This window comes from Planctomyces sp. SH-PL14, from assembly GCF_001610835.1.
Lineage (GTDB): Bacteria > Planctomycetota > Planctomycetia > Planctomycetales > Planctomycetaceae > Planctomyces_A.
In genome coordinates, this window is the sequence record NZ_CP011270.1 from 1,078,705 (window position 1) to 1,105,431 (window position 26,727).

The 26,727-nt window shown below is 64.9% G+C and carries 21 protein-coding genes; 10 read left to right on the forward strand and 11 right to left on the reverse strand.

Annotation, left to right across the window (positions count from 1 at the left end; all coding sequences use genetic code 11):
* The first annotated feature begins 36 nt into the window (after positions 1 to 36).
* Positions 37 to 858 (forward strand): hypothetical protein, encoded by an 822-nt coding sequence (locus VT03_RS33165; RefSeq protein ID WP_075091856.1) that lies wholly within the window; start codon positions 37 to 39, stop codon positions 856 to 858.
* On the opposite strand, the gene VT03_RS04340 is transcribed toward VT03_RS33165, so the two are convergent.
* Positions 824 to 1,876 carry a TIGR00730 family Rossman fold protein gene (locus VT03_RS04340; protein WP_075091857.1) on the reverse strand — a complete coding sequence of 351 codons (1,053 nt, stop codon included), beginning with the start codon at positions 1,874 to 1,876 and terminating at the stop codon, positions 824 to 826. The two genes, VT03_RS33165 and VT03_RS04340, sit on opposite strands and share 35 nt — an antisense overlap.
* Before the next feature lie 293 nt (positions 1,877 to 2,169).
* On the opposite strand from VT03_RS04340, the gene VT03_RS04345 reads away from it, so the two are divergent.
* Both VT03_RS04345 and VT03_RS04350 read left to right on the forward strand, forming a co-directional pair.
* Positions 2,170 to 2,964, forward strand: coding sequence for a DUF4912 domain-containing protein (locus VT03_RS04345; protein WP_075091858.1), 795 nt, complete (start codon positions 2,170 to 2,172; stop codon positions 2,962 to 2,964).
* A gap of 240 nt (positions 2,965 to 3,204) precedes the next feature.
* Positions 3,205 to 3,519, forward strand: coding sequence for a hypothetical protein (locus tag VT03_RS04350; RefSeq protein WP_075091859.1), 315 nt, complete (start codon positions 3,205 to 3,207; stop codon positions 3,517 to 3,519).
* A gap of 460 nt (positions 3,520 to 3,979) precedes the next feature.
* Here the strand turns inward: VT03_RS04350 and xylA are convergent, their stop codons facing one another.
* From xylA to metK, 4 genes are all read right to left on the reverse strand, one after another.
* The gene (gene xylA / locus VT03_RS04355; RefSeq protein WP_075091860.1) at positions 3,980 to 5,293 is read right to left on the reverse strand and encodes a xylose isomerase; all 1,314 of its coding nucleotides are present in this window, start codon (positions 5,291 to 5,293) and stop codon (positions 3,980 to 3,982) included.
* A 164-nt stretch (positions 5,294 to 5,457) separates the two neighbouring features.
* Positions 5,458 to 6,027 carry an elongation factor P gene (gene efp / locus VT03_RS04360; protein WP_075091861.1) on the reverse strand — a complete coding sequence of 190 codons (570 nt, stop codon included), beginning with the start codon at positions 6,025 to 6,027 and terminating at the stop codon, positions 5,458 to 5,460.
* Positions 6,028 to 6,526: 499 nt separating this feature from the next.
* The gene (locus VT03_RS04365; RefSeq protein WP_075091862.1) at positions 6,527 to 7,351 is read right to left on the reverse strand and encodes a hypothetical protein; all 825 of its coding nucleotides are present in this window, start codon (positions 7,349 to 7,351) and stop codon (positions 6,527 to 6,529) included.
* Positions 7,352 to 7,424: 73 nt separating this feature from the next.
* On the reverse strand, positions 7,425 to 8,600 hold the full coding sequence (gene metK / locus VT03_RS04370) for a methionine adenosyltransferase (RefSeq protein WP_075091863.1): 1,176 nt from the start codon (positions 8,598 to 8,600) through the stop codon (positions 7,425 to 7,427).
* Positions 8,601 to 8,752: 152 nt separating this feature from the next.
* Between metK and VT03_RS04375 the strand changes: the two genes are divergently transcribed.
* Positions 8,753 to 10,741 carry an alpha/beta hydrolase family protein gene (locus VT03_RS04375; protein WP_075091864.1) on the forward strand — a complete coding sequence of 663 codons (1,989 nt, stop codon included), beginning with the start codon at positions 8,753 to 8,755 and terminating at the stop codon, positions 10,739 to 10,741.
* A 32-nt stretch (positions 10,742 to 10,773) separates the two neighbouring features.
* On the opposite strand, the gene VT03_RS04380 is transcribed toward VT03_RS04375, so the two are convergent.
* From VT03_RS04380 to sppA, 3 genes are all read right to left on the reverse strand, one after another.
* Positions 10,774 to 11,601 carry a 3'-5' exonuclease gene (locus VT03_RS04380; protein WP_075091865.1) on the reverse strand — a complete coding sequence of 276 codons (828 nt, stop codon included), beginning with the start codon at positions 11,599 to 11,601 and terminating at the stop codon, positions 10,774 to 10,776.
* Positions 11,602 to 12,035: 434 nt separating this feature from the next.
* Positions 12,036 to 13,934 carry a hypothetical protein gene (locus tag VT03_RS04385; protein ID WP_075091866.1) on the reverse strand — a complete coding sequence of 633 codons (1,899 nt, stop codon included), beginning with the start codon at positions 13,932 to 13,934 and terminating at the stop codon, positions 12,036 to 12,038.
* Positions 13,935 to 14,117: 183 nt separating this feature from the next.
* On the reverse strand, positions 14,118 to 15,974 hold the full coding sequence (gene sppA, locus VT03_RS04390; protein WP_075091867.1) for a signal peptide peptidase SppA: 1,857 nt from the start codon (positions 15,972 to 15,974) through the stop codon (positions 14,118 to 14,120).
* 225 nt (positions 15,975 to 16,199) lie between these two features.
* On the opposite strand from sppA, the gene VT03_RS04395 reads away from it, so the two are divergent.
* Positions 16,200 to 17,342 (forward strand): PLP-dependent aspartate aminotransferase family protein, encoded by a 1,143-nt coding sequence (locus tag VT03_RS04395; protein ID WP_075096920.1) that lies wholly within the window; start codon positions 16,200 to 16,202, stop codon positions 17,340 to 17,342.
* A gap of 347 nt (positions 17,343 to 17,689) precedes the next feature.
* Here the strand turns inward: VT03_RS04395 and VT03_RS04400 are convergent, their stop codons facing one another.
* Positions 17,690 to 18,097, reverse strand: a complete 408-nt coding sequence (locus VT03_RS04400) for a hypothetical protein (RefSeq protein ID WP_075091868.1) — start codon at positions 18,095 to 18,097, stop codon at positions 17,690 to 17,692.
* Between the two features lie 236 nt (positions 18,098 to 18,333).
* Positions 18,334 to 18,831, reverse strand: a complete 498-nt coding sequence (locus tag VT03_RS04405; RefSeq protein WP_075091869.1) for a hypothetical protein — start codon at positions 18,829 to 18,831, stop codon at positions 18,334 to 18,336.
* 246 nt (positions 18,832 to 19,077) lie between these two features.
* On the opposite strand from VT03_RS04405, the gene VT03_RS04410 reads away from it, so the two are divergent.
* The 3 genes from VT03_RS04410 (at position 19,078) to VT03_RS04420 (ending at position 23,089) form a co-directional block, all read left to right on the forward strand.
* The gene (locus VT03_RS04410) at positions 19,078 to 20,136 is read left to right on the forward strand and encodes a DUF1559 domain-containing protein (protein ID WP_075091870.1); all 1,059 of its coding nucleotides are present in this window, start codon (positions 19,078 to 19,080) and stop codon (positions 20,134 to 20,136) included.
* A gap of 216 nt (positions 20,137 to 20,352) precedes the next feature.
* Positions 20,353 to 21,294 (forward strand): PQQ-binding-like beta-propeller repeat protein, encoded by a 942-nt coding sequence (locus VT03_RS04415; protein WP_156514283.1) that lies wholly within the window; start codon positions 20,353 to 20,355, stop codon positions 21,292 to 21,294.
* Positions 21,295 to 21,733: 439 nt separating this feature from the next.
* On the forward strand, positions 21,734 to 23,089 hold the full coding sequence (locus tag VT03_RS04420) for a neutral/alkaline non-lysosomal ceramidase N-terminal domain-containing protein (protein ID WP_082845929.1): 1,356 nt from the start codon (positions 21,734 to 21,736) through the stop codon (positions 23,087 to 23,089).
* 51 nt (positions 23,090 to 23,140) lie between these two features.
* On the opposite strand, the gene VT03_RS04425 is transcribed toward VT03_RS04420, so the two are convergent.
* Positions 23,141 to 24,310, reverse strand: coding sequence for a hypothetical protein (locus VT03_RS04425; protein WP_075091871.1), 1,170 nt, complete (start codon positions 24,308 to 24,310; stop codon positions 23,141 to 23,143).
* 181 nt (positions 24,311 to 24,491) lie between these two features.
* On the opposite strand from VT03_RS04425, the gene VT03_RS04430 reads away from it, so the two are divergent.
* Both VT03_RS04430 and VT03_RS04435 read left to right on the forward strand, forming a co-directional pair.
* Entirely contained in the window at positions 24,492 to 25,883 is a 1,392-nt protein-coding gene (locus VT03_RS04430; RefSeq protein ID WP_231870595.1) for an ABC transporter permease, read from the forward strand.
* A gap of 568 nt (positions 25,884 to 26,451) precedes the next feature.
* Positions 26,452 to 26,700, forward strand: coding sequence for a hypothetical protein (locus tag VT03_RS04435; RefSeq protein WP_156514284.1), 249 nt, complete (start codon positions 26,452 to 26,454; stop codon positions 26,698 to 26,700).
* The last annotated feature ends 27 nt before the right edge of the window (positions 26,701 to 26,727 follow it).

A 26,727-nucleotide genomic window follows, 5' to 3' on the forward strand; every position in this document is an offset into this window, starting at 1 on the left:
TTTCTCCCGGCCCTTTTTTCATGGACTGGCGTTCGGATGCTGTCTGTCCGTCTGCATTGCTTCGGAACGCTGCCGCCGGAGGCGGACGCGGCGCTCCAGCGGGAAGCCGCCCGGCGGCCGGGGCTGCGGCTCGCCGAAGAGTCCCCCGGGAGAACGGGGGGCGCCGAGGCGATCGATCTGGTCGTCTGGTCGGTCGAGCATCCCGACCGGTACCAGGAGCGCGAGCTGGAGCGGCTCGTCGGAGGCTTTCCCGGCGCGCCGATCCTCATCGTGGGGGGAGCCTGGTGCGAGAGCGTGATCCGCAATCGGCACCTGCCGGTCGTCGCCGTCTGGGCGACCGCAGCTGAGTTCCCTGCCCGTCTGGCCGCCGAACTCGACTCTCTATTGGAAGGGGCGGCGCCGCTGCCGCTGACGGCGGACCGCGCCGAGGCGTTTGCGTTCCTCTGCCGTCCGGAACCCCTCGCGGCGGGGCCGACGCTCCGGGTGGGAGTCGTCGGCTTTGACGCTCCGTTGACCGGCCTCTGCGTCGAGGTCCTGAGCGATTGCGGTCTGGAAGCCCGCCCGGCGCACTCGGTTCAGGAGAGCGCCGGCGCGGACATTCTGGTCGTGCATGCGGATCCGCTCTCCGCCTCGGGAGCCCCCGTCGTCGCTCCTCCGCGGGACGTCCCGGTCCTCTATGTCTCGCACACCCCGTGGGCTGCTTGTCTTCCGGCCGGGTTCCCCCACGTCCGGATCGTGTCGATGGAAACACCGATCCCGGAGTGGGCCGGCGAACTGCGGCGGCTGGAGGAGACGTTCCGGACGATGTCCGCCGCGCGGGACGTCACGGAGCGTCCTGGTCCATCAGCTCCGCATTGATGAAGTTGATCATCTGCCGCAGCCGCCCGAAGCTGCGGCGGTTGAAGTGCAGCGAGATCCGGTGGAGGTCGGCCAGGTGGGCGTCGTTCGCCTCCATCGGATGCGGCGGGACCGTCTCGATGATCCCGGTCACGAGGATGTCCTGGAACTCGGAGTTCAGCAGGGCCAGCAGTCCCGGCGTCGGCTCGACGTGCAGCCGCAGGTAGAGTTTCTCGCGGATGTACCGCATGCTGTTGTAGACGGTGTAGAACCGCAGGACTTCGTCGACCGCATCCTGCGGATCGCTGACCACCGTAAAGAGCGACATGTCCTCCGGCGAGATGAGAGACGTGTCGAGCAGGTGTTTGCGGACGTAGGTCACCCAGTCCTTCCAGTAGTCCCCTCCCGGCTGGTCGACGAGGACGATCGGCATCAGGTCCCGCTTGCCGGTCTGGATCAGGGTGATCGTCTCGAAGCACTCATCGTGCGTCCCGAAGCCGCCGGGGAAGATCACGATGGCGTGGACTTCCTTCACGAACAGCAGCTTGCGGGTGAAGAAGTACTTGAAGTTGACGAGTTTGGGGTCGTCGTTGATGACGGGGTTCGCGTCCTGCTCGAAGGGGAGCATGATGTTGAGCCCCATCGCCTTCTCGCGGCCGCACCCGATGTGCGCCGCCTCCATGATCCCGCCGCCGGCGCCGGTGACGATGTACCAGCCCTGCTTGCCGAACAGCCGGCCGCACTCGACCGCCTGAACGAACGACGGGTGGTCCGGCTTCATCCGCGCCGAGCCGAAGATCGAGACCTTGCGGTTCGTCCGGTACGGGGTGAAGACCTTGAAGGCGTACCGCAGCTCCTTGGCCGCGCGGGAGATGATCTTCACGTCCCCCGTCACCGCATGGTCTCTGACGAGCTTGTCCGCCGTCAGATGCAGGTCGGCGACGAGATCGTTCGTGCGATCGTGCACCGCGACCTGCTCCGTCGGCATCGGATCCATTTCCGAGACGTTGGGGCGGCTGCGGGGAGGGCGCTGGGCCATGTCGGCTTCATCCGTGGGGCGTCACTTCAATCATCGCGTCCGCGGCCGGAGAGCCGGCCCGCGGCGGCGGTCCTGTTCATCCCGAACGCGGACTCGCGGTCGGATTGAAGATGGCACTCGCAGTCGGAATAATCAACCCCGGCCCCTGTGAACGGGACCGCGCGGCAATCGTCAGCGCGGGCCGGTCCGGAGCCCTCCCGTCACGGTTTCCTTTCCGAACAACAAAGTGCTCCCCCTGGTCCCTGCGCTCGCCGGGAATTGGTCGGAGCCCTGCATCCAGCAGGAGACGCGATTTGTCTCCCCAGGAACTCCGCGAACTTCCCCGCACGCGCCTGGCGCAGCTCGCCCGGAGCGCGGGGATTGTCGAATGGAAGACGCTTACGCGGGTGGAGCTTTTGGACGAGCTGCAGCGGAACCGTGAGAACGGCGTGCTCGCGGTCGACGTCGCAAGTCCCCACTGGCTCACCGCTCGCTGGCGTCTCACGCCGCAGATGGAGCATCGCCCTCTGGCCAACGGGAGCGCTCGCCGCCGCGGGACGGCCCTTTTCCTGATCGTCTACGAATGCGGGGACCCGGAAGTTTCCGTGGCCTCGCGGCGGCGGCTCAAGACGCTCGCGCTCCCGGCCGATGCCACGCTCTGGCAGGTCCAGGTCGAGAATCCGGGCTGCTACTATCAGCTCGAGCTCGGGATGGGGACGTCGGCCGACGAGATCACCGTGATCGCCCATTCCGCCCTGATCCGGACCGCATCCGGATCGAGCGCCCCGAACGGGGGGAACCACCACGACACTCCCCCGCAGACGGCGATCGAGAGCGGTCCCGCGTCGATCGCCGTGCAGTGCGAGCTCTGCATCCACGGTAAGACCTCCGCCGGAGCGAGGATCACGATCGACGATGAGCCGGTCGCCGTGGACGCGGGCGGCGAGTTCGAAGCCCGGTTCCCGCTGATCGACGGCCGCTCGATGTTCCCGGTCGTCGGAACGAACGCCAGCGGCACGGAGCGGCGGACGGTGGCGATCGTCGTCGAGCACCACGCGCGGCACATCGAACCGGAGCGTCCCCGCCTGGCGGACCGGAAAACTCGCTGAACCGCGGTCGCGGGCACTCTTTTTGGCGACGCCCCGCCCACTGCTGACCGATGCGGCGTCGCCGTGCGCGCTTCGCATTCACAATTCCGCCCTTTCCGGCCCGCAAAACCGACTGCGAAGCGGGTTTCGCTCGCTCGGCATAACGAATGCGTAAGAGCCTTCGGACACGGCCAACGTCGTTGGCTAGCTCGACCGCCCGTCCGGCGGCGTGAAACCGTATTCGAACAAGGGGAGAGAACAATGTTGCGGTCCATGGGAGTTGTCGTTTCGTGTGCGGTCCTCGGCTTCGCGGGCTGTGAGAAGTCCCCGGCTGACATGAAGGCGGATGCGGTTCGCGATTCGTCGCAGCAGCAGGCGGAAACCGTCCGGAAGCAGAGCCAGGGCGAAGCGGATGCCGTCCGCAATGCGGCCGGGAAGGACGCCTTGGGGAACGCCAAGACGGACAGCGCCGAGAACAAGGCGGACGCGATTGAGTCCGCCGGCGAGAAGAAGGCGGATGCGATCGAAGACGCCGGCGAGAAGAAGGCCGACACGATTGAGAAGGTCGAGAAGTAATCGACTTCGTCTCTTCAAACGAAAATGGCGATCGGCCCGCTCGATGAGCTGTGGCCGACCGCCATTTTTTCGTTTGCCGAGGAAGGGAACTGGCTTGAACCGCGTCCTGGCCAGACGGGTTCTCATAGCTCAAACCCAACGTTCCAAGGCAGCCGGGGTCAAGGGGGTCTCACCCCCTTGCCGCCGGAGGCGCTTCCATGAGGAACCTTGGGACGCAATGGACGTCCACTTTGTGGTACCGGCGTTGAGGACTCACCCCTCGCTTCAGGATTCCCCACGGGTTGATGTGGGGGCATCCGGCAGGCTATCCGCGTTCGGACACGCACTCCTTCAGACATCTCTCGACGGCCAGGCCTCCGGCGGGCAAGAGGGCTTCGCCCCCTTGCATCCCCCACCAGGGGTACCCCCTGGACCCCGGTTCTTAAGGACTGCGCCATGCTCAGTCGCGACCGGAGCGACCTTACATGTAGTCGTTGATCAGGTTCTCAAGGTATTCCTGCCGGCCCGACTCGTTGCCGGTGATCTCGCCCTTCTCGAGCATGTACCGCTCACAGTCGGCAAAGCTCGCCTTGCCACTTTCAATCTGCGCTCCGATCCCGCTGTCGAAGCTGCGGTACCGGTTGGAGACGAACTGGTCGAGGACCCCATCCTTACGGATCGCCGCCGCAATCTTGGCCCCGCGGGCGAACGCATCCATCCCGCCGACATGGGCGTGGAACAGGTCGATCGGCTCAAAGCTCTCACGGCGGACCTTGGCGTCGAAGTTCGTCCCGCCGGAACCGAGGCCGTTCTGCTTCAGGATCACGAGCATCATCTGCGTCGTGAGGTAGATGTCGGTCGGGAACTGGTCGGTGTCCCAGCCCAGGAGCGCGTCGCCGGTGTTGGCGTCGATCGAGCCGAGGGCATTATGGATCCGGGCGACTTCCAGCTCATGCATCATCGAGTGCCCCGCCAGCGTGGCGTGGTTCGTCTCGATGTTGAGCTTCACGATCCCGTCGAGCCCGTTGCGACCGATGAAGTTGAGGCACGTGGCGGCGTCGAAGTCGTACTGGTGCTTCGTCGGCTCCTTGGGCTTGGGCTCGAACAGGAACTGCCCCTTGAAGCCGATCGACTTCGCGTGGTCATGCGCCATGTGCATGAACCGGGCGAGGTGATCGGTTTCCCGCTTCATGTCGGTGTTCAGGAGGTTGTGGTACCCCTCGCGGCCCCCCCAGAAGACGTAGTTTTCGCCGCCAAGGTCATAGGTCACCTCGATCGCCTTCTTGACCTGCGCGGCCGCGAAAGCGAACACGTCGGCGTTGCAGCTGGTCGCCGCGCCGTGCATGAACCGCGGGTTGCTGAAGAGGTTGGCGGTCCCCCACAGGAGCTTGATGCCGGTTTCCCCCTGCTTGTCCTTGAGCTTCTTGGCGATCTCGTCGAGGTTCTTGTTCGACTCCTTCAGGCTCGAGCCTTCCGGGGAGATGTCCCGGTCATGCCAGCAGTAGAACGGTGCCTGGAGCTTCTGCATGAACTCGAAGGCGACATCGACCCGCTTGAGGGCGTTCGGGATCGAGTCCGAGCCGTCATCCCACGGACGCTGGAGGGTCGCCGAGCCGAACGGGTCGGTCCCGGTGCCGCGGAACGTGTGCCAGTAGCAGACGCTGAAGCGGAACAGATCCCGCATCGTCTGCCCTTCGATCACCTCGTCCGGGTTGTAGTGCTTGAAGGCCAGCGGGTTTCTGGACTTCGGACCTTCGTACTCGATCTTCGAAACGCTGGGGAAGTATTCGGCCATCGAATCACCTGAACGCGCGGGGGTGAAGAATCGGTTGAACGGGTAGAAGAAGCGGGCGGGGCGGACAAGCCGGCCGCCAAAGCGTGACGGACGGCAGGCCGAGCCTCAACCGTCCGTCCGTGGGATTCTGTCGATCGGCCGCCGGGCACCCCGGCCGACCGGGATCAGCTGTTGACCCGGCCGAGGTATTCGCCGGTCGCCGTGTCGATCTTGATCTTGTCGCCAGCGTTGATGAAGGCCGGGACCTGGATGTCGCCGCCGGTTTCGACCGTGGCTCCCTTGGTGACGTTGTTCGCGGTGTTCCCGCGGGCGGCGGGTTCGCTGTAGGTCACTTCGAGGATGATGTGCTGGGGGGGGGTGACGCCGATGAGCTGCTCGTTCCAGTACAGGAGGCTGCAGGGGGTGGCGTCCTTGATGTACTTCATCTGGTCGGCGCAGACGGCGGCGGACAGGCCGACCTGCTCGAACGAGTCGTTGTCCATGAAGATGTAGTTTGAACCGTCGAAGTACGAGTACATGCCGTCGTTGGTGCGGACGTCGGCCGCTTCGAGGCTGTCACCGCTGCGGTAGGTGATCTCGAGGACCTGGCCGGTGAGGAGGTTGCGGTTGCGGGTGCGGTAGAGGGCCTGTCCTTTGCCCGGCTTGACGAATTCGCAGGACACCATGTCGTAGGGTTTCCCTTCGATGATGACCTTGATTCCCTTCCGAAAATCACCCGCGTTGATCTGAGCCATGAAAGCTTTCCCGGCGATGTCGACTGAGGAGTCCTGTGATCACGGTCCTGACAGGACTCGTGGGCCGGCATCTCCGTCGTCTGCCGGTCCGCGCGAGGAGGATAGCAGACGGTCAAAAGCCTGCAAAACCAGGGGCGGCCAGCGTCCAGATGAACCAGGTCCAGGGGCACCCTGGTGGGGAGTGCAGAGGGGCCTGTGTTGTTTTCTTGGCCCCTTGCCCGCCGGAGGCCTGACCGTCGAGAGATGTCTGAAGGAGTGGGTATCCAAACGCGGATAACGTGTCGTCTGTCCCTCACCAACCCGCGGCGATTGCAAAGCGAGCGGCGTGGTGTGAGGGAGTCCTCAATGCTGGCACCACAAAGGGGACGTCCGTTGCATACAACGGTTCCGCACAGGAGTGCCTCCGGCGGCAAGGGGTTGCCCCCTTGACCCCGACTGCCGTGGCACGTTGGGTTTGAGCTATGGAAACTGTGCCGGCCAGGACACGGTTTAAGCGAGCTTACGCCGCGTTGGCCGAACTCTCCGGCGGCGTGAGCATCACAGCAATCCGCACCTGCGCCGCCTTGGCCGTCCCCCCCGAGCGGCGGACACGGAGCCGAACGCCGAACGTCGTCACCAGTTCGGCATCAATCTCGATCTCTTCCGCAGCCCCGTCATCCACCGGCTCGCACTCGACACGCGGCGTAAAGGACAGGGCCGGCTGCACCGGCAGGTGAATCAGCGTCTGCCGTTCCCCCGCCGCAAACGCCGCCGTCACCTCCGCCTCGATCGTCTCCACGCCATCAACGACGGACCGGCTCCAGTTCTGCACCCGTTCCCGGCGGGAAGCCGCGTTCTGGTCATCCTGGCCGCTCAAGGCCGCGCCGGAAGCGGGTGCTGCCATAGGGTGGAGCTGCGTCGTTGCAGATTTCGGCGCCTCGGTCGTCAGCTCAGCACCGATCTCGTCGAGAAGCGAGCGGATGGCCGAAGCGCCGGCAACGGCACTCCCGGCGGTAAGCATCAGGACGGAACAGGCGATACCGAAGGACGTTGCTCCTGGGGCCATCGCGACACACATCATCAGCATCGGTGCGGAGACCAGTCCCAGCGCCGATGCGAGGCGTGTCACCGTGTCGAACGGGCGAACCCGCTCCTCCCAGGTCAGCCGCCACGCCCCCAGAGCCAGCCCGCCGGCGAGCAGCATCGCAAGCACGCGCCAGCCGGTGCCGACGATCCCGGGCCCCAGGTTCGCCCCGGCCAGGGCGCGTGAAAAAACGACCGCTCCCACAAGGAAAGCGGCCGTTGTCAGGTTGAGCGCCAGGAGCGCCTTGATCGACTTGGACATTGTGGATTCCATTCCACGGGTCGAACGTGCCGGCCACGGCCGAGGCTCCGCCGCGGCCGGGACGCGATCCAACTTAGAACTGGAACTGCGGAGCCGGAGCGCCGCCGGAGACGCCAACCGCTTCGCGGAGGGCACCGGCCTTGTCCGTCGCTTCCCAGGAGAATTCCTTCTCGCTGCGGCCGAAGTGTCCGCCCGAGGCGGTCTTGCGGTAGATCGGGCGGCGGAGCTGCAGGTGGTTGATGATCCCGAGCGGCGTCAGCGGGAAGACGTCCCGGACCGCCTTTTCGAGCTTCTCTTCCGCCACGACGCTGGAGCCGCGGGTGTCCACGCGGATGCTGACCGGGTCGGCCACGCCGATCGCGTAAGCGAGCTGGATCTCGCACTCCTTGGCGAGACCGGCGGCAACGATGTTCTTGGCGACGTAGCGGGCCATGTAGGCGGCGCTACGGTCGACCTTCGTCGGATCCTTACCGCTGAACGCCCCACCCCCGTGACGGCCCCAGCCGCCGTAGGTGTCGACGATGATCTTCCGGCCGGTCAGGCCGCAGTCCCCGTGCGGACCGCCGACGACGAACCGACCCGTCGGATTGATGTGGTAAGCGGTCTTGTCGGACAGGAGAGCGGCCGGAACCGTTTCCTTGATGACGTTGCCGATGATGTAGTCCGAGATCGTCTTGTTCTCGACCTCGGGGGTGTGCTGCGTCGAGACGACGACGGCGGTGATCCCGACCGCCTTGCCGTCCTTGTACTGGACCGAGACCTGGCTCTTGGCGTCGGGCCGCAGCCACTTGACGTCGCCCGACTGCCGCAGGTCGGTAAGGCGGTTCAGAATGCGGTGCGAGAGAGCGATCGGCAGCGGCATGTATTCCTGCGTCTGGTCGCAGGCGTAGCCGAACATCAGACCCTGGTCGCCGGCACCGTCCCGATCGACACCCATGGCGATGTCCGGGCTCTGCGAGTGCAGCTTGACGAGGACTTCGCAGGTGGAGGCGTTGAAGCCGATGTCGTCGCTCGTGTAGCCGATCTGCTTGATGACGTCCCGGGCAACGGCGGCGTAGTCGACCTTGCCGGTGCTGGTGATTTCACCCGCCAGGCAGACGAAGTCGGTGGTGCAGAGGGTTTCGCAGGCGACGCGGGACCGCGGATCCTGAGCGAGGAGGGCGTCCAGGACACCGTCCGAGACCTGGTCCGAGACCTTGTCCGGATGCCCGCTGCTGACCGATTCACTCGTGAAGATGAAGCTCGACATAAACCATTTCGCTCGTAGGTCGCCCGGAAGACAGTCAGCGTCCCCCGTCAGAAGCCCGGATTCTAGAGTGGCCGACGACTGTTGGGAACAATAAATTGCCGGTGTCTCAGGGATGAGCCGGCGCTGACTCAATCCTCGTCTGGAGTTCCGTCATGCGGACTGTTCCCGCCCTGCTTCTGGGATGGCTCTGTTTCTGCGGAGGTCTCTCGGCCGCCGAGCCCGCGCCTCCTCCGGCCTCCCCCACCGCCGCAGGGGACGGCCTCCTGCAGCGGTACTTCGCGATCCGGACCGCCGAAATCGCCCGGGACAGCGAGCGCCGGCTGCGGTCGGCCCATTGGTCCGCCGAGTCGGAGGCGTATCGCCGGCAACTTCGCGAAATGCTCGGGATCGAGCCGCTTCCGGAGCGGACGCCGCTGAATCCGGTCGTCACGAAGACCGCCGAGCACGGCGACTTCATCGTCGAGAACGTCCACTTTCAGTCCTCGCCGCACCTCTACGTCACCGGAAATCTGTACCGGCCCAAAGAGGTAAAGGAGCCGCTCCCGGCGATCCTGTACGTCTGTGGGCACGGCAAGGTGAAGGTCGGCGACGTCAGCTACGGCAACAAGACCCACTACCACCATCACGGCGTCTGGTTCGCCCGGCACGGGTATGTGTGTCTCATCATCGACAGCATTCAGCTCGGCGAGATCGAGGCCCTGCACCACGGCACGCACAACCTGGGGATGTGGTGGTGGGTCTCCCGCGGCTACACCCCGGCCGGCGTCGAGGCGTGGAACTGCATCCGGGCGCTCGACTATCTCGAAACCCGGCCGGAGGTCGACAAGACCCGGTTCGGCGTGACGGGCCGTTCGGGGGGCGGGGCCTACAGCTGGTACTCGGCGGCGGTCGATCCGCGGATCCAGTGCGCCGTCCCGGTGGCAGGGATCACGGACCTGGACGACCACGTCGTCCAGAACTGTGTGGAAGGTCACTGCGACTGCATGTACATGGTCAACACGTACCGGTGGGACTACCCGATGCTGGCGGCGATGATCGCCCCACGGGCGCTGCTGCTGGCCAACACGGACAAAGACCCGATCTTCCCGCTGGAAGGGGTGGTCCACACCTACACCGCAACTCGCGACGTCTTCCGGACCCTTCAGAAACCGAACTCCCTGGGCCTCGAGATCACCGAAGGGGGCCACAAGGACACGCAGGAGCTTCGTGTTCACGCGATGGTCTGGTTCGACCGGTTCCTCAAGAAGGTCGACCGGCCCGTCCTCCCCGCTGAGCTGAAGCTCCTCACGCCGGAGGAGCTGCGAGTCTTCGATCAGAACCCGTCCGACGAGATCAACACGAAGATTCACGAGCAGTTCGTCGCGATGGCGAAGGCCCCGGCCGTCCCCGGTTCGCGTGCCGAGTGGGATTCGCTCGTCCGCGGTTGGAAGGAAGCGCTCATCGCCAAGACATTCCGGGCCTGGCCGAAGGGGGATGACGTCGAGGGGCTCTACCTCAAGCAGCTCTCCGCCGGAAGTTCGCCCGGGGCGGTCGAGACCGAGTATGAGTTCAACAGCCAGACGCCGTACCGGCTCGGCCTGCGGATGACGGCGAAGCCGGAGAGCGTGAAGGCGCCCGAATCGAAAGTGGTCCTCCATGTTCTGGCGGAGCCCGCCTGGGGGAAGTCTCCCTGGGGAGCGGACGTGACGGATGAGGCAATCCACTTCTGGCTCGCTCCGCGGGGGATCGGGCCGACGCAGTGGAATCAGGACAAGAAGAAAGAGACGCACATCCGGCGGCGGTTCTACCTCCTCGGCGAGACCGACAACTCCGCCCGGACCTGGGACGTCCGGCGGGCCGTGACCGCGATCCGCGAGATCATGGGCGACCGGAAGTACACGCTGCAGATCGACGGCGAAGGGGACGCGTCGGTCTGGGCTCTCTACGCGGCGCTCTTCGAAGCCGATGCGGACGAGGTCCGCCTGACCGGACTGCCGGAGTCGCACATGACCGGCCCCGCGCTCCTGAACGTGCTCAAGACGCTCGACGTCCCGCAGGCGGTCGCGGCGCTCTCGACCGGGGCGAAAGTGACCGTGGTCGACGCCGCCGAGGGAGATCCCCGGACAGCGCTGCTCAAGCAGGTCGAGAAGATTGGCCAGTAAGATCGGTCAGTGACCGCGGGCGAAACCCGGGCTCAGTCGACGGGGGGCTGCCAGTCCCCCCAGTGTTCGAGGTAGTGCTTGTAGGCCGGGTGCTGCTCGGACTGCTGGTCGAGCCAGGCGCGGGCTTCGTCGACGAGTTTCTGCTCGTCGTCGAGCGAGAGGCGGCCGAGGAGGACCCGTGTCCGGAGGAAGACGAAGTAGGTGTCGAGGACGTCGCAGCGGCAGTAGTCGTTGATCTCCTTGACCTGTCCGGTGTCGTACATGTCCTGGACCTTCGAGCCGTCGATCGACGTCTTGCCCGGCTTGCCGATCAGGGTTGCCAGCAGGTTGAGGCCGCCGGTGACGCGGTAGGCGCCGAAGTTCGAGATTGTATCCAGCAGGTCGATGTGCGAGTTGATGTTGTAGCGGTTGCGTGACTGCTCGTAGGAGATGGCGTTGACGTTGAACCACTCGGGGATCGAGTAGCCGTAGCGGAAGGCGGCCAGTTCGAGCACGGGGAGGTCATAGCCGCGGCCATTGAAGGTGACGAGAACCGGCCGGTTGTAGTGTTTCCATCCCTGCCAGAACGTGCGGGTGATAACGTGCGGGCGGTACTTGGGGTCGTCGAGCGTGACGACGTCGATCAGCCGGAAGTCGCCGGAGACCTTCGCCACCGCGACTGAGCAGGGGAGCATGAACGTGGCGGGGAGGATGTCCTTGCCGTTCTGTTCCATGAGCTCCGCGCGATAGCGGGTGAGGGCGTCGGCCGGAGCGAGGTTGTCTTTGGGGTAGCGGACGTCGCCGACGAGTTTGGAGTCGGCGATGGCTTCGACGTCGAAGAGGAGGTAGGCCACCGCGGAGGGATTGGCGAGGGGCGGCACTGGGGGCTCCGGGACGGGGCTGGGCTGGGGGCGACGTTGGACGATGGGGCATGATGGCGCTTCGCGCGCCGTTCGTACAACGTGGCCCAAACCGCGTCCTTGCCGGACGGATTCTCATAGCTCAAACCCAACGTGCCACGGCAGCCTGGGGTCAAGGGGTTTCGACCCCTTGCCGCCGGAGGCACTCCTGTGAGGAACCTTGGTAAGCAACGGGCGTCCCCTTTGTGGAACCGGCGTTGAGGACTCCCTCACTCGCTTTGTAATCCCCGCGGGTTGGTGAGAGGGCATCCGGCACGGTGTCCGCGCTTGGACACGGACTCCTTCAGACATCTCTCGACGAGACAGCCTCCGGCGGGCAAAGGGGCGTTGCCCCTCTGCACTCCCCACCAGGGGCACCCCCTGGACCCGGGTGAAAAATGATGTCGGGGACTCCGTTAACCTTTGCGGATGAAGTGCTCCGCATAACTCCGAACCTGCTGACCATTCAACACATGGAACATCCGCAACTGCTGGATCGTCTCCTGGCTGAAATGCGCCAGCGGCACATGCACCAGCTTCTTCCCATGCTTCTTCGCCAGCCGACGCCACACCGCCCCCGGCGGAGCCTCGGACAAAACCGCGATGTGCTTCTCCGTCGAATAATGGAACGCCGCCAGCAGCATCCGCTCCTCCAGCGTGTCCGCCGCATCAAACCGCGAATCCCGCCAGATATCGAACACATCCCGCGGCGGGAAGAGAAACATCGCTCCCCCATACACCGCATGCGCAATCCCCGGGCCCACGATCTCGCCGCGGTAATGCGTCGCAAAGAACGACAGCGTCGACTCGTCATGGCTCTCCGCATGCCACGTGATCCGCCACGGATACTCCCGCGGATCGGCCGGCGAATCGAACAGCATGATGACGCAGTCCAGATTCCCCCGGCTCGGCGGCAGGACCTTCACATACAGGTCCCCCGTATGCCAGTTCCGCAGCGTCTCCCGGATATCCAGCCCGTCCTTGAGACTCGTCGAGAACTTCTCGATCCGCGCCAGGTCGTGCCCCAGGATCTGCAGCGCATGGTCCTTGACGTGCGTCCGGAACCGCTCGATCGCAATGTCCTCCGGCGGCCAGCTGCACTGCCGGAACGGATTCCACATCGTCTGCCACTTCTGCTGATCGATCTTCGGCGGCCGACGGTTGAGCTGGCACGTCCGCCACACGACCGGCGGCCCGGGAAGCCGCGACTTCATGTCCGCGATCGTCCCGTCCGGAAACTTGCCCCGACCGATCGACATCTCGAACTCGTCGAGCGGGTTCCACTCGTCATACGGATACTCGCGGGCGGTCTCGGCGAGATGGATGGCGAACTGGTCCCCCGCCATCTGCTGGGCAGCGACGATCAGCGTGTAGAGATCGGGTGTGAACCGCCGCTCGATCAGCGACAGGTTCCGCACGTACTTGAGGTACGTCCGCAGAAGCTGCGGCGAGATCCGGCGGGCCCGCTGCTTGAGGTCCGCCTTGTACCGGTCCCGCGAGGCGAGGAGCAGCTCCTTCACTCCGTCGATCGAAAGGTTCTCGTCATCCTCGAGCTCGAACCGGGCCCGTTCATAGAGCCCGACGATGAACGGAAGCTCGCCCAGGAGAAACAGGAGCGTCGATGACTTCACCCGGTACGCCTGGGGCTCCTCGGCTGCGGCTTCTTCGACGTCCTCCGTGGGAAGGCGTTCCTGAAACGCCTCGCGGATCCAGGGCCAGTCGAGGACCGAGCAGACGAGCAGGATCGACTTGTTCTTCTTCTCCAGCTCCCGGAGCCGCGCTGCCATGAAGCGGACCCGCTGCTCCTGCTGGGTGCCGGCGGCGGGGCGGGGGATCGCCGGGAGGACCGATGCTGCGAACTGGTCGACGGCGACTTTCTTCAGCGCATAGGCATCCGGCAGAAGGCCGGTCGCCGGCTGAAAGTCATCGGTTTCGAGGTCGATGAAGGCCCGCCGCATCCGCTCCTGGCGGGCGATCCGCAGGGCGGCGATCACCGGCTGGCAGGGATCGATCGGAACGTAGCTCGCCCGCGCCGTACTCGCGCCACCGTCCCCCTCTTCTTCACGTTCCGACTCCGGCGTCCACTCCCGCGCCATCGGCCCCGAGACCTCCTCCTGCACGACGATGGAAACCGTCGGCAGGTGCTCCATCGCCCCTTCGACCGCCGCCTGAAACGACGGCGGAAGCGGGACCGCGAGGCAGTCGAATTTGTGGGCCAGCATGACCCGCCGGACCTCGACCGCGAAATCGCCGCTTCCGTGAATCACGGGGAGCACCGAAATGCGATCGCCGATCTTGAGGAAGTCGCTCAGCATAAGGGGAGACTTAAGGCGGAAGGCTTAAGGCTGAAGGTCAGAGGCATCTCGCGAGCCGTTCACTCCGCTCTTTCGGAAGGAACGAGATCGACACCGCTGATTACAACGAAACCCAGGGCTGCCCGCTACGCGGGCGGCCCTGGGCTGTTGGACACAACGGAGAACTGCCGACGGAAAACGTCCTTACAGTTCCATATGGAACAGCGGGCTGACCATCATGATCTGTTCCTGCTGCATCAGGTCGATGTAACGGATCGCCTGGCGGATCAACTTCATCCGGGCCGGATCAAAACCGTCGACCGCGGGGCCGAGCGCCTTGAGCGACATCTCGAACGAGGAACGCCGCGGGGCCGTCTCGATCGAGAGGGTCTTCTCCTCTTCCTTCGAGGAGCTGCCGGTCAGGTCGCCGAGGAGTTCCTCGAACAGTCCCTTCGACTGCGGCAGGCTGCGGATTTCGTAGTCCTTCACGCCGGTCTTGTTGGCGACGTAGGCGATCGCTTCGTTCAGACCGCCGAGCTCGTCGACGAGGCCGAGCTCCAGCGCCTGCCGGCCGGTGTAGACGCGACCGCCGGCGATCTCGTCGATCGGCTTCTTGAGCTTGTCGCCGCGGCCGTCGGTCACGTGCTTCTTGAACTGGCCGTAGACTTCGTCCATCCAGCCCTGCAGTTCCTTCCGCTCGACTTCGGTGAACTTCGCCCCGCCGCTGAGGATGCCGGCCTTCTCACCCCGCTTGTTCGCTTCGAAGTTGATGCCGAACTGGCTCCACATCTTGGCGGTCGCGAGCTTACCGGAGATGACGCCGATCGATCCCGTGATCGTCGTCGGATCGGCGTAGATCTTCTCGCTGCGGCAGGAGACGTAGTACCCGCCGCTCGCCGCGACGTCTCCCATCGAGACGACGACCGGCTTCTTGGCCTTCACGCGCTCGGTGGCGCGGAGAATGATCTCGCTGGCGACGACCGATCCCCCCGGCGAGGTGACGCGGAGGACGACTCCCTTGACCTTGCTGTCCTCGGCGACCTTGTCGAGCGCCTTGCGGATCGTCTCGCTGTAGGCTCCTTCTTCCATGGCCGAGAACGGCGAAGACGGATCGGCCTTGCCGGTCATGATCGGCCCGTCGACGTGGACGATCGCGATGGCGTCCTTGTTCGACTTCTTGACCTTGGGCCCCTCGAGGATCTGAGCCCAGAGCTGCAGGGCCGCGAACGGGTTGTTGAGGTCGATCTGCTGGCCTTTGTTCTTGGCGTAGGAGCGGTCGAACTTGATCGTCCCACCGAGCTCGGCCCGGACGGCGTTCGAGAACTCATAACGGTCCTCGATGGCATCGATCAGCCCCGCTTCCTTGGCCGCTTCAGCGGAGAAGAGTCCCTGGGCGACCCAGTTGCGGGCCTTCTCGGCCGGCACGCCGCGGCCGGTGGCGATCATCTCGACGAAGCGTTCGAACAGGCTGTCGAACATCCAGTCGTGCATCTTCTTGGCTTCAGGGCTGGACGAGGTCCGCATGAACATCTCGCCGGCGCTCTTGTAGTCTCCGCAGGTCAGGAAGTCGGGCTCGACTCCCAGGCGGTCGAGGAGACCGCGGAGGAACAGTTGCTCCCCATAGAGGCCGGTGACCCACACGTCGCCCGTCGGGGAGACGCTGACGCGCTTGGCCCCGCTCACGAGGGCGAAGCCGCCGAACTTGAGGTCGTCCGAGTGGGCGAAGACCGGCTTGCCGTCCTTCTTGAGGCGGTCGAGCGCCGCCCGGAACTCTTCGAGCTGAGCCGTCCCGAGGGAGGCGCCGCTCATCAGGATCACGACCCCTTTGACGCTCTTGTCTTCGCGGGCCTTGTCGACACGGGAGACGAGGCTACGAAGCGATTCGGTGCCGATGGCTCCGAAGATCGGATCATCCGGCAGAGCGGTCTCCTTCACGCTCCCCGACAGAGTGAAGACCGGGACGATATTCGCCGGCTTCGCCTCTTCCGCCGCTTGAACGGCCCCTCCACTGGAGACCCAGCCGCTGGCCACAAGAAACAGCCCAAACCAGACCGACTTCATGGAAAACCCCCACCCACTCCTTCAGACGGCCCCGATGCGGCGCCGAGCCACTCCATTATCTCCCGCCGCCTCACCCCTACAAGCCGAAATCTCGATTTGGAGGAATCAGTGAATTGGCGGTATCCAACATCGCGGAAGTTTGTCCTGCATCCGAAACGGGGTTACACTCTTCGACCTTCCTTGTCAGCGGAAAAAAGGCTCTTCGCAATGTCAGACTCGCAGTCGATGGATTTCCAGACCCGGTGCGTGCATGTCGGCGTCAACAAGGACGGCACGTTCAACAGCTGCACGACGCCGATCTATACGTCGTCGACGTTCTACTGGGACAACCTGACGACGCACCGCGGGTTCGATTACACCCGCAGCGGCAACCCGACCCGCCGGGCTCTGGAAGAGAACATTGCTTCGCTGGAAGGGGGAACGGACTGCCGGGCGACGGCCACCGGGATGTCGGCGATTCACTCAGCGATGTTCCTGTTCAAGCCGGGTGACCACATCATCACCGGACACGACATCTACGGCGGCACGTTCCGTCTGTTCTACAGCGTCCTGACGGAGCAGGGGCTGGAGTTTTCGTTCGTCGACATGCAGGACCTCGACAACGTCCGCAAGGCGATCAAGCCGAACACGAAGGGGATCTGGATCGAGACCCCGAGCAATCCGCTGCTCCGCGTGGTCGACATTGCCGGGATCTGCGGGATTGCGAAGCAGGCCGGCCTCACCACGATCGCCGACAACACGTTCCTCTCGCCGTACCTGCAGCGGCCGATGGAGCTGGGGGTCGACGTGGTGGTCCACTCGACCACGAAGTACCTCAACGGTCACTCGGACGTGGTCGGCGGGGCGGTTGTGACGCGGGACAAGGAGCGGTCGGAGCGGGTTGCCTATATCGTCAACGCGATCGGCCAGGGGTGTTCTCCGTTTGACGCCTGGCTGGTTCTGCGCGGGATCAAGACGCTCGGGCCGCGGATGGAAGCGCACCAGAAGGGGGCGATCGAGCTGGCCCGGTTCCTGGACAAGCATCCCAAGGTGGAGCGGGTTTACTACCCGGGTCTTGAAACCCATCCGCAGCACGCGCTCGCCAAGTCCCAGCAGAAGGGATTCGGGGCGATGCTGAGCTTTGACGTGAAGGGGGGGCGTCCGGAGGCGGAGCGGGTGCTCAATAACCTGCAGCTGTTCCAGCTTGCGGAGTCGCTGGGCGGTGTGGAATCGTTGGTGGAGTATCCGGAGACGATGTCGCACGCGTCGATGACGCTGGAAGCGCGTCGTGCGGCGGGGATTTCGGAGCGGACGATCCGGGTGTCGGTCGGGATCGAGCATCCGGCCGATTTGATCGCCGGGATGAGCCACGCTCTCAACAAGATCTGAGTCGGCGCGAACACCGTCCTTGCCGGCGCAGCGTCGTCAGCTCAAACCCATCGTTCCACGGCCACCGGGGTCAAGGGGGCAACCCCTTGCCGCCGGAGGCACTTCCATGAGGAACCGTGGTAAGTAACGGACGCCCGCTTTGGGAAGCCAGCTATGAGGACTCCCTCAATCCACACCGCTGGGTTTGCAATCCCCGCGGGTTGGTGAAGGGGCATCCGGCACAGTGTCCGCGTTTGGACACGCTCTCCTTCAGACATCTCTCGACGGCCAGGCCTCCGGCGGGCAAAGGGGCGTTGCCCCCTTGCATCCCCCACCAGGGTGCCCCTGGACCCGGTGATGGTGAGAGGTCAGCTCGGTGACTGGACTGTGTCGCTGGAGATCGAGTGCTGCGTTCCCGTGACCGCACTCAGGTTCAACAGAATCGCGTCGAGAGACGGCGGATCCGGATCCTGAGACAGCGGGGGAACCGAACCGTTGCCGGCCGTATTGATCGACATGACGTGCCGGTCCAGCCGGCCATGCATGTAACGGATCTCTTCCTCGGCCGCTTCTTCCTCACGCCGCGTGGCAGCAATATCGAGAGCAATGTAAGCCAGAAGTCCCGCGAGACCACAAGCAAGGACGTAGGGCGACAGATCATCCGCGACGAGCTTGCCGACCGTCACCCCGATCAGAAATCCACTCAAAATGAGAATGGATGTCGTGCTGATCAGGGCACGTTCTTCGGTCGCTTTCGGTCGTCTGACCGTAGCCATGAAGTCGTCCGTTCCTTGTCAAAAAGAGTCCCGGTTTTCCGCTCTCCGCAAAGGTAGGTCGCCTGTGTTTCGGGTCAAACGGAATCTGACGGAACGGAACGATCTGATTGACCGGAACGGGCCCGAGATGCCGGAAACTCTTACCGGAACGTGGGATAGCGGACCGAGAGATGCGGCGACCGGGACGGGAAGTCCGCCGCCGTCACGGGCCTGGGGCCTCTGACGACCGCGACCTCTCAGTCAAAGCGGATGCCGTACAGCGCGCGTCCCCACCGGGCCCCGTTGCCCGCTTCCGAGGCGTTGCCCAGGATGGGAAAGTCCCGGACCATCCGCGTCCGAAACCCGCTGCGGCCCCACAGCGCCGGAGCCCGGTCGATCTGCGCCCGGCCATTCGCGATCCCGCCCCGCGGATCCATCACCTGGCTGTCGACACGCAAAGTACCGCCCCCCCCACCGCCGGTCGGCAGGTAGACCGGCCCGCGCACCGCCGTGTGCACCGCATAGGGGTCCTGTGGAGAAATGTCGTTTCCGCCGACTCTCTGGATTGAGGCGTCCCCTCGCGGCCAGTCGATGGGGTTCGGATCGCTTCCGGTCGTCCGGGGCCAGACCGCCCGCATGGCCCCCTGCCGGGCGTTGGCATGCGCCCGCACCCGCCACGAGCCGGTCGTTCCGACGAGCGTGATCATCGCAACGAAGATCAGCAGCATCGGAAGCACGAGGATCATCTCGACCATCGCGGTCCCCGGGCGCCGACAGGCGGGGGGAAGTCGGCGGTGCGGTCGAGTCTGCATAAGAATGATGCGCGCTGGTCGAAGGCCGATGAGTAGCGTACACCGGCGCGCGCTCGCGTGGCGAGTTCAGACCAGGACGCGATGGAATCGTCCGAAAGGGGCGAATTCCGTTTGCTGGGGAGCGACGACGGGCCGTAGTTTCCCTCCACACGGTGTTTCCACGAAACCGGTTTCGAATCGGGCTGTCTGATGCATCCCTTTCCGCCGCTGACGCCGATCCCGCTGAACGAGAAGGTCGTGCTGGGGCTCTTCTTTCTGGCATTGGGGCTGGCGATCGCCGGACTGGTGTTCCTGCCATGGCGCCGCGTGTTTCGATGGGAATGGGTTTTCTGGACCGCGTTTCCGATCGGACTTGTCCTCTCGTTGGAGTATCAACAGACCGACCTGACGGTCCTCCGGCCCTGGCTGCCGCCGCTCGGCCTTTCGGTTCTTGTTGTCGGCTGGATCGCTCCTCCGACGGTCCTCTACGGCGGCGCTCGACGACGGACGTGGTCGTGGGCTACGGCGATCTGCTCGGGAGGTGCGTCGGGATTAGTGTTCTTCATGATGCTTCTTCCCACCTTGAGCCATCATCCGGAGGCGAGTCGCCTCAGCACATGCAGAAACAACCTGAAACAGCTGGGCTACGCGTTCTACAACTACGAGTCGAAGTTCCGTGCGTTTCCCTCACCTGCGTTCGCAGGCGAAGGGGAACCTCCGCGTACCTGGCGGGTCGAACTTCTTCCGTGGCTCGGCGAACAGGACCTTCGATCCCGGTACGACAACGACAGCGCGTGGGATGCCGCCGTGAACAGGCCGGTGGCCACGACCTTTGTCCCGTTCTATCGATGCCCCAGCAACCGCCGGCCGCAGGATGAGGAGGGACGGTTTTACTCCGACTACCTTCTTCCCACGGGCGCCGGAACTCTGTTCGGGGAGCGGAGCGTGGGGCCGGCGATCCGTGAGATCACGGATGGTACGTCGAACACTGTCGTGATTGTGGAAAGCTGTGGGCGGCAGGTGGTGTGGACGCAGCCGCGGGACGTCGATGTCACCGAGGCTCGCCCCGACGTCAATGGCCCTGGGCCAAGCGAAGGGATGTCGAACAGTCTGCTCTCGAGCTATCACCCCGGCGGTGGGGGCGTCGCCTACGCCGCATTTGCCGATGGAGCCGTTCGGGTGATCTCGCCCGGGACGGCTCCGGAGGTGTTGAAGGCGTTGCTGTCACCTCGTGGCGATGAACCGGTTGACATCCCGCCGTCATGGTGACGTTTAACTCGGGCTCGTTCCCCTGTCACGCCTTCCTTGATCGCGGCGATTCCCTGTTGTTCGGCCGCCCTCTTCCTCCACCGTTGGGCTTCGGCCGCGAGTGGGGTGCGTGGGGCATTCAGGCGGATCACCCTGCGGTGAATTCCCGCGCGGGGCGCCGTCGTCGTAGACTGCGACTCTCCGTTGATCCTTTCCCAAGCGCTCTGGAGACCTCGCGTGTCGCTGCTCATCGCCATCGCTCTTGTACTGTTGTCGTGCGGATCGCCCGTTCTTGCCGAGGCCCCCGCTCACCGCGTCCTGGCCCAGGACAAGGGCCATATCGTCCTTGTTGAGGCGGACGGCTCGACCGGCTGGGAGGTGGAGTGCCGGCACAACTCGCACGACATCCATCTCCTTCCCAGCGGGAACTTTCTGCTCCACACGGGGGGCACGCGGGTGGTGGAGATGACGCCGGACAAGAAGGTCGTCTGGCAGTACGACGCGAAGCCGAAGGAGGGTTACACCGGCGGCGTCGAGGTGCATGCGTTCCAGCGGCTGGCGGACGGGAACACGATGGTGGCCGAGTCGGGAAACCGGCGGATCGTGGAAGTCAGCCCGGAGGGGAAGATTGTCCGGGAGGTGCCGCTGAAGGTCGAGCATCCGCATCCGCACCGGGACACGCGGATGGTCCGCAAGCTGGATGGGGGGAACTACCTGGTCTGCCAGGAGGGGGATGGGTGCGTTCACGAGTATGACCCGACCGGGAAGATCGTCTGGACGTACCGTCTCGATCTCGCGGGCCGGCCTCGGAGCGATGGGCACGGTCCCGAGGGGCACGGGACCGAGGTTTTTGGGGCGCTGCGGCTCAAGAATGGGAACACGCTGATTGCGTGTGGGAATGGGAACCGGGTGATTGAGGTGACGCCGGAGGGGAAGACGGTGTGGAGTGTGGAGCAGAAGGAGTTGCCGGGGATTACGCTCGGGTGGGTGACGACGCTGCATGCGTTGCCGAATGGGAATGTGATCTTTGGGAACTGTCATGCGGGGCCGGAGAATCCGCAGCTGGTGGAAGTGACGCGGGAGAAGCAGGTGGTCTGGACGTTTAAGGATTTCAAGCGGTTCGGCAACAGCCTGGCGGTGGCGCACGTGCTGGACCTGCCGCAAGGAACGATCCGCTAAATCACCGGGGTCCAGGGGGCTACCCCTGGTGGGGGATGCAAGGGGGCCGGTGTTGTTTTCTTGGCCCTCTTGCCCGCCGGAGGCCCTCTCGTCGAGAGATGTCTGAAGGATCGTGTCTCCAAACGCGGGCACCGTGTCGGATGCCCTCTGACCAACCCGCGGGGATTCCAGAACGAGCGGTGAGTCTTCAGCGCCGGTTCCACAAAGGGGACGCCCGTTACCTACCACGGTTCCTCATGGAAGCGCCTCCGGCGGCAAGCGGGCCTGTGTTGTTTTTGGGCCCATTGACCCCGGCTGCCATAGCACGTTGGGTTTGAGGAAATAACGTCGCGCCGGCAAGAGCGGTCTTCGAGAAAGTCCCTCCGGTTTCGTCATCGCATCAGCGTGCTATGATGCGACCGCGCCGCCATTTCCCTCATCGATTCACTTCGAGGAACGCATGAAGTTTCCGCTTTGGCTGGCACCGGCCGTGGCTCTCCTCTGGATTGGCTTTTCCCCCGCCGAAGCAGGCTGGAAAGCCGGGGTCGCCAGGACCGTCATCACGCCCGAGCAGCCGATGTGGATGTCCGGCTACGGCGGCCGCGACCACGTCGCCGAAGGAAAAGAAACAGACCTCTGGGCCAAAGCCCTCCTCCTGGATGACGGCGAAGGACACCAGATCCTCGCCATCACGCTCGACCTCGTCGGCCTCGACCGCGAGACCTCCGTCCTCATCAAGTCCGGGATCGAAAAGTCCCTGAAACTGACGCCGGGACAGGTCGCTCTCCTCTGCTCCCACACCCACTGCGGCCCCGTCGTCGGCACGAACCTGATGGCGATGTACACGCTCGGTGAAGAGGACCACGCCAAGGTCCGCAACTACACCGCCGGACTGATCCGGAAAACGGTCGCGCTCGCGGAAGAGGCAGCGAAAGACCTCTCCCCCGCCGACATCAGCTACGGCTCCGGATCGACTGACTTCGCAGTGAACCGCAGGAACAACAAGGAGCCGGAAGTCCCCGAGATCCGGGCGAAAGGGGATGCGCTGAAAGGCCCCGTCGACCACGCCGTCCCGGTCCTTCGCGTCACCTCCGGCGACAAACTCCGGGCGGTCCTCTTCGGCTACGCCTGCCACGCCACAACGCTCGGCTTCTACAACTGGTGCGCGGACTATCCCGGCTTCGCCATGATGGACCTCGAAGCGGCCCACCCGGGAACAGTCGCCCTCTTCTGGGCCGGGTGCGGTGCAGACCAGAACCCCCTCCCGCGGCGGACCGTCGCCCTGGCGAAGGAGTACGGCAAGAAGCTCGCCACGGCCGTCGAGGACGTGCTGGCCGCCACTCCGGCCGCCGTCGTCTCCGGTCCCCTCACCGTCCATTACGACGAGATCCCGCTCCACTTCGCCCACATTCCGGGACGGAGCGAAGTCGAGGAGCAGCTCAAGTCGTCGAACAAGTTCGAAGTCTCCCGAGCCAAGTTCCTCCTGAAACAGCTCGATGCTCAGGGGAAGCTGGAGGACTCCTATCCGTACCCGGTCCAGACCTGGACGCTCGGCAACGGTCCGACCTGGACGACGCTCGGCGGCGAGGTGGTGGTCGACTTCGCGCTGCGGATCAAGAAGGAGCACCCGGACCGGCCGCTGTGGGTCGCCGGCTACGCCAACGACGTCATGGCCTACATCCCCTCCCTGCGGGTCCTCAAGGAAGGGGGCTACGAAGGGGGCGGCGCGATGCTGTACTACGGCCACCCCTCTCCGTGGAACGAAGAGGTCGAGGAGCGGATCATCAAGACCGTCAACAAGCAGCTCGCGCCATAGTGGCGCGACACTCCGTGTCGCAACGATGCGGTTCGGAGAACCGCACTACAATCACGCGCCGAACATCTTCTGGATCCGCGTGCGGTGATAGGCCGCCCGCTCTTCGGAAGTCATCTTGGAAAGATCCGTCGAGCCGGCGGCCGTCGACGCGGCGCCGGCCGGCTTCTTCGGAACGCTCGTCACCTTCTCGCTTCCGGCGTAGCTGGTGACGTTCGTCTGGAGCGTCAGGTCTTCCTCCAGCGGCCAGTGGGGGCGGATCTTCAGTTTCTCCAACACGGCGTGGTACGCCCGGACCGCCTCTTCCGGTTCGATGAGGCCGTCGGCGATATGCCGCAGGAACTCGATGAAGGCGAGCTGGTTCTCCGCCTGGTTGATCTTCCGGCCGAAGAGCGCCGCCCGGGCGCCATGCTTCTGGGCCTCGTGCAGCAGCGTGAAGGCGTCGAGCGTCGTCCCCGCCGCCCCACCCAGCACCCCGACGATGAGATGCGGGTCATAGGCGACCAGCTCCTCCATTGCCTTCGGGCCCTGGTAGGCGATCTTGAGGAACACCGGCCGGCCGGCGGTCGCCACGCCGGCGAGGGTCCGGGCGATCACGTCGTTGATAAACTGCGGCCGCAGCTCATCGCTCACGGCCCCGGCGACGTTGGGGTTGAAGATCTCCATGAAGTGCCGGAAGCCCTTCCGCTCCGCTTCGGCCCGGAAGTCGTTGTAGGCTTCCAGCGTCGCGAGATCGAGCTTCAGGTCGTTGTTGAACGTCAGCGAGTAGAGGCCGAGGCTCGCCCCTCGCGGCCGCTCCTCGGGGGCGCAGTCAAGATGCCCGCACTGGGCGTGGTCGAGCAGCGCCGTCCGGAACGGCCGGGCGGGCTCGGCGCCGATGCGGCTCCCGCGAAAAACGTGGACATCGGTGGCGTCGTTGGCCCGGATCGCGGGGGTGATCGAGGAATTCTCGAACAGCCCCTCACGGAGGGTGAGCTGCTCGCTGGTGCTGACCGACATCAGGACGATGTCGACCACCCCCTGGCGGATCACCTGCCGGATCTGGTCCCGGTACTCGGCGAGGGTCTTGTATTTGAGCTCCTGGTCGTGGCGCTCCGGGGAAAGCCCCGGGGCCCCGATGCCGAACGCCATGTCGGCGTCCTTGGCATCCGCCAGGATGAAGTCGCGCGCTCCGCTGGGATCGGCGTGGATTGCCGCCAGCTTGAGATCCAATGATCTTTCCATTCCCGAAACCTTTTGTCCCCGTGACGCGAAGCGCGCCAAGGAGTATTCTCGATTGGGGAATCCGAGGACAAGCCGGAAACGCTCCGGACGCAAGATTCCGCCCGCCGCCGTCCTGCCTCCCGTTCCCCGCCCCGACGACCCCACCACCACCGGAAGCCGCCCGCGCCCCGCCGGCCCCGCCATGAACTCACTGACGGACGCTCTCCACGACATGCCGCTGCCGTCGTCCCGATTCCGGACGATTCGGCTGGCGCTCAAGAGCCTGATGCTGCACAAGCTGCGGTCCGGGCTCACGATGCTGGGGATCGTCTTCGGGGTCTTCTCCGTAATCGCCATGCTGGCGATCGGCGAAGGGGCCAGCCGGCAGGCGGAAGCGCAGGTGCTGCAGCTCGGGGCGACCAACATCATCGTCCGCAGCGTGAAGCCCCCCGACGATCCCTCGTCGAGCTCCAGTCCCGGCGGCAGGTCCCAGGTGCTGCGGTACGGCCTCACGCTCCAGGACTACCGGATCCTTTCGGAGACGCTGCCGACGGTCCTCGATTTCGTCCCGATGCGCGAGGAACTGATGGAGATCCGGCGGCAGGACCGGGTCTGCAACGCCCGGGTCGTCGGCTGCTCAGCCGGATACCAGATCGTCAACGTGCTGGAGCTGCAGCAGGGGCGGTTCATTACCGACCGCGACATCAGCCAGCTGGCGAACGTCGTCGTCCTGGGGGCCGACACCGCCCTGGACCTGTTTCCCATCTCGGATCCGCTGGGCCAGAGCGTGCTCGTGGGGGCCCGGGCCTACACGGTCATCGGCGTGACCCGGACCCGCACCGCCTCGGCCGGCATTGGCGGGAGCCTGTCGGCCCAGGACTACAACCGCGACGTCTACATGCCGCTCGACACCTTCCAGTCGCGGATCAACACGGGATTTGTCTACACGAGCTTCACGGCCGGCAACTTCAGCGCCAAGTCGGTGGTTTACGACCAGGTCACGATGCGGCTCAAGTCCCCCAATGACGTCATCGCCACCGCCGAAGTCGTGCGGGAAACGCTGCACCGGGCACACCCGCGGCGGGACTATGACGTCGTCGTTCCGCTGGAACTGCTCAAGCAGGCGGACCAGATCCGGAACATCTTCAACATCGTCCTGGGGTCGATCGCCGGGATCAGCCTGGTGGTCGGCGGGATCGGGATCATGAACATCATGCTCGCGACCGTGACCGAGCGGACCCGCGAGATCGGCGTGCGTCGCGCGCTGGGCGCCCGCCGCCGGGACATCACCCGGCAGTTCCTCGTCGAAACGATCGTGCTCTCGGGCTCCGGCGGAGCGGTGGGACTCCTGCTGGGACTGGCGACGCCGCTTGCCTTCCAGGGGATCAAGATGTTCCTGGAGGCGTACATCCTCGATCCGGGGGCTGCGACGTCGGACTTCGGCAAGCTGTTCCTCGGAATGACGCCGCAGATCGCCGTCTGGAGCCTCCCCGTCGCCTTCGGGTTCAGCGTTTTTACCGGCCTGATCTTCGGGGTCTACCCGGCCCGCTCGGCCGCGCGGCTCGATCCGATTGAAGCCTTGCGGCACGTTTAACGCGTCGCTGGCCCGCACTCGGACACCAGCTGCTTCCGATGGTTCTCGAAGGTCGTGCCCCTGGCCCCGGTCGGCGACGGGCATCGACTTGCGCAAGGAACTCCCGTTCGCGGGGGTACCTTCCAGTCATTCGCTCAAACACCGCCCTCGCCGGACGGACGCTGCTCCCTCAAACCCATCGTGCCACGGCCACCAGGTCCAGGGGCCTCGCCCCTGGCTGGTAAATTTTGCAGAGCGGCATTTTCCTCCGGTAAGTCGCGTAGCTCCTGTTGGGAACCGGCGGTAAATTCCGGAGAGCCGTTCCGCCTGGACGCGGAGCGAAGTCTTGAAGGAAGGATCTGGCCCGAAATCGCGCGAGTCTTCCTGCCATGACCGGATACACGGTTCACACCGGATCCAACGACAAATTTTCCTCGGGATGGGATCGGATCTTCCAAGGGAAGAAGAAAGGGGCCGCGGCTTCGAAGTCCGCTTCGACGCCCGCCCCAGCGAAGCCCGCCAAGGGAAAACCCGGCAAGAAGAAGACGTAGCGCGATTCAGGCAGCAGCGATCCAGCATGGAGGCGACGATGGCTGAGCAATTCGAAGACCAGGATCTGGAAGCCCGCGTCACGTACAACGCGGACGAGTACGAAGAGATCACGAGCGACGAGGTCGACCGCGTCATCGCGGCGATCGAAGAGCTGATGCAGTCCGTCTCGAGCGAGAACATCCGGGCCCACCTCAGCGCCGCGGCCGACGAAATCTTCTCCCTCGTCTACGACGAAATGGGCGAAGGCTTCGAGTCGGCGGACGATGTGCAGACCGAAGCGGCCTGAAGAACGGGTCGCGCCCACGGAGGGGGA

Coding starts and splice junctions, on each gene's coding strand:
- VT03_RS33165 (WP_075091856.1), top strand. CDS start 37: ATGCTGTCTGTCCGTCTGCATTGCTTCGGAACGCTGCCGCCGGAGGCG.
- VT03_RS04340 (WP_075091857.1), bottom strand. CDS start 1,876: ATGGCCCAGCGCCCTCCCCGCAGCCGCCCCAACGTCTCGGAAATGGAT.
- VT03_RS04350 (WP_075091859.1), top strand. CDS start 3,205: ATGTTGCGGTCCATGGGAGTTGTCGTTTCGTGTGCGGTCCTCGGCTTC.
- xylA (WP_075091860.1), bottom strand. CDS start 5,293: ATGGCCGAATACTTCCCCAGCGTTTCGAAGATCGAGTACGAAGGTCCG.
- efp (WP_075091861.1), bottom strand. CDS start 6,027: ATGGCTCAGATCAACGCGGGTGATTTTCGGAAGGGAATCAAGGTCATC.
- VT03_RS04365 (WP_075091862.1), bottom strand. CDS start 7,351: ATGTCCAAGTCGATCAAGGCGCTCCTGGCGCTCAACCTGACAACGGCC.
- metK (WP_075091863.1), bottom strand. CDS start 8,600: ATGTCGAGCTTCATCTTCACGAGTGAATCGGTCAGCAGCGGGCATCCG.
- VT03_RS04375 (WP_075091864.1), top strand. CDS start 8,753: ATGCGGACTGTTCCCGCCCTGCTTCTGGGATGGCTCTGTTTCTGCGGA.
- VT03_RS04385 (WP_075091866.1), bottom strand. CDS start 13,934: ATGCTGAGCGACTTCCTCAAGATCGGCGATCGCATTTCGGTGCTCCCC.
- sppA (WP_075091867.1), bottom strand. CDS start 15,974: ATGAAGTCGGTCTGGTTTGGGCTGTTTCTTGTGGCCAGCGGCTGGGTC.
- VT03_RS04395 (WP_075096920.1), top strand. CDS start 16,200: ATGGATTTCCAGACCCGGTGCGTGCATGTCGGCGTCAACAAGGACGGC.
- VT03_RS04400 (WP_075091868.1), bottom strand. CDS start 18,097: ATGGCTACGGTCAGACGACCGAAAGCGACCGAAGAACGTGCCCTGATC.
- VT03_RS04405 (WP_075091869.1), bottom strand. CDS start 18,831: ATGGTCGAGATGATCCTCGTGCTTCCGATGCTGCTGATCTTCGTTGCG.
- VT03_RS04410 (WP_075091870.1), top strand. CDS start 19,078: ATGCATCCCTTTCCGCCGCTGACGCCGATCCCGCTGAACGAGAAGGTC.
- VT03_RS04420 (WP_082845929.1), top strand. CDS start 21,734: ATGAAGTTTCCGCTTTGGCTGGCACCGGCCGTGGCTCTCCTCTGGATT.
- VT03_RS04425 (WP_075091871.1), bottom strand. CDS start 24,310: ATGGAAAGATCATTGGATCTCAAGCTGGCGGCAATCCACGCCGATCCC.
- VT03_RS04430 (WP_231870595.1), top strand. CDS start 24,492: ATGAACTCACTGACGGACGCTCTCCACGACATGCCGCTGCCGTCGTCC.
- VT03_RS04435 (WP_156514284.1), top strand. CDS start 26,452: ATGGCTGAGCAATTCGAAGACCAGGATCTGGAAGCCCGCGTCACGTAC.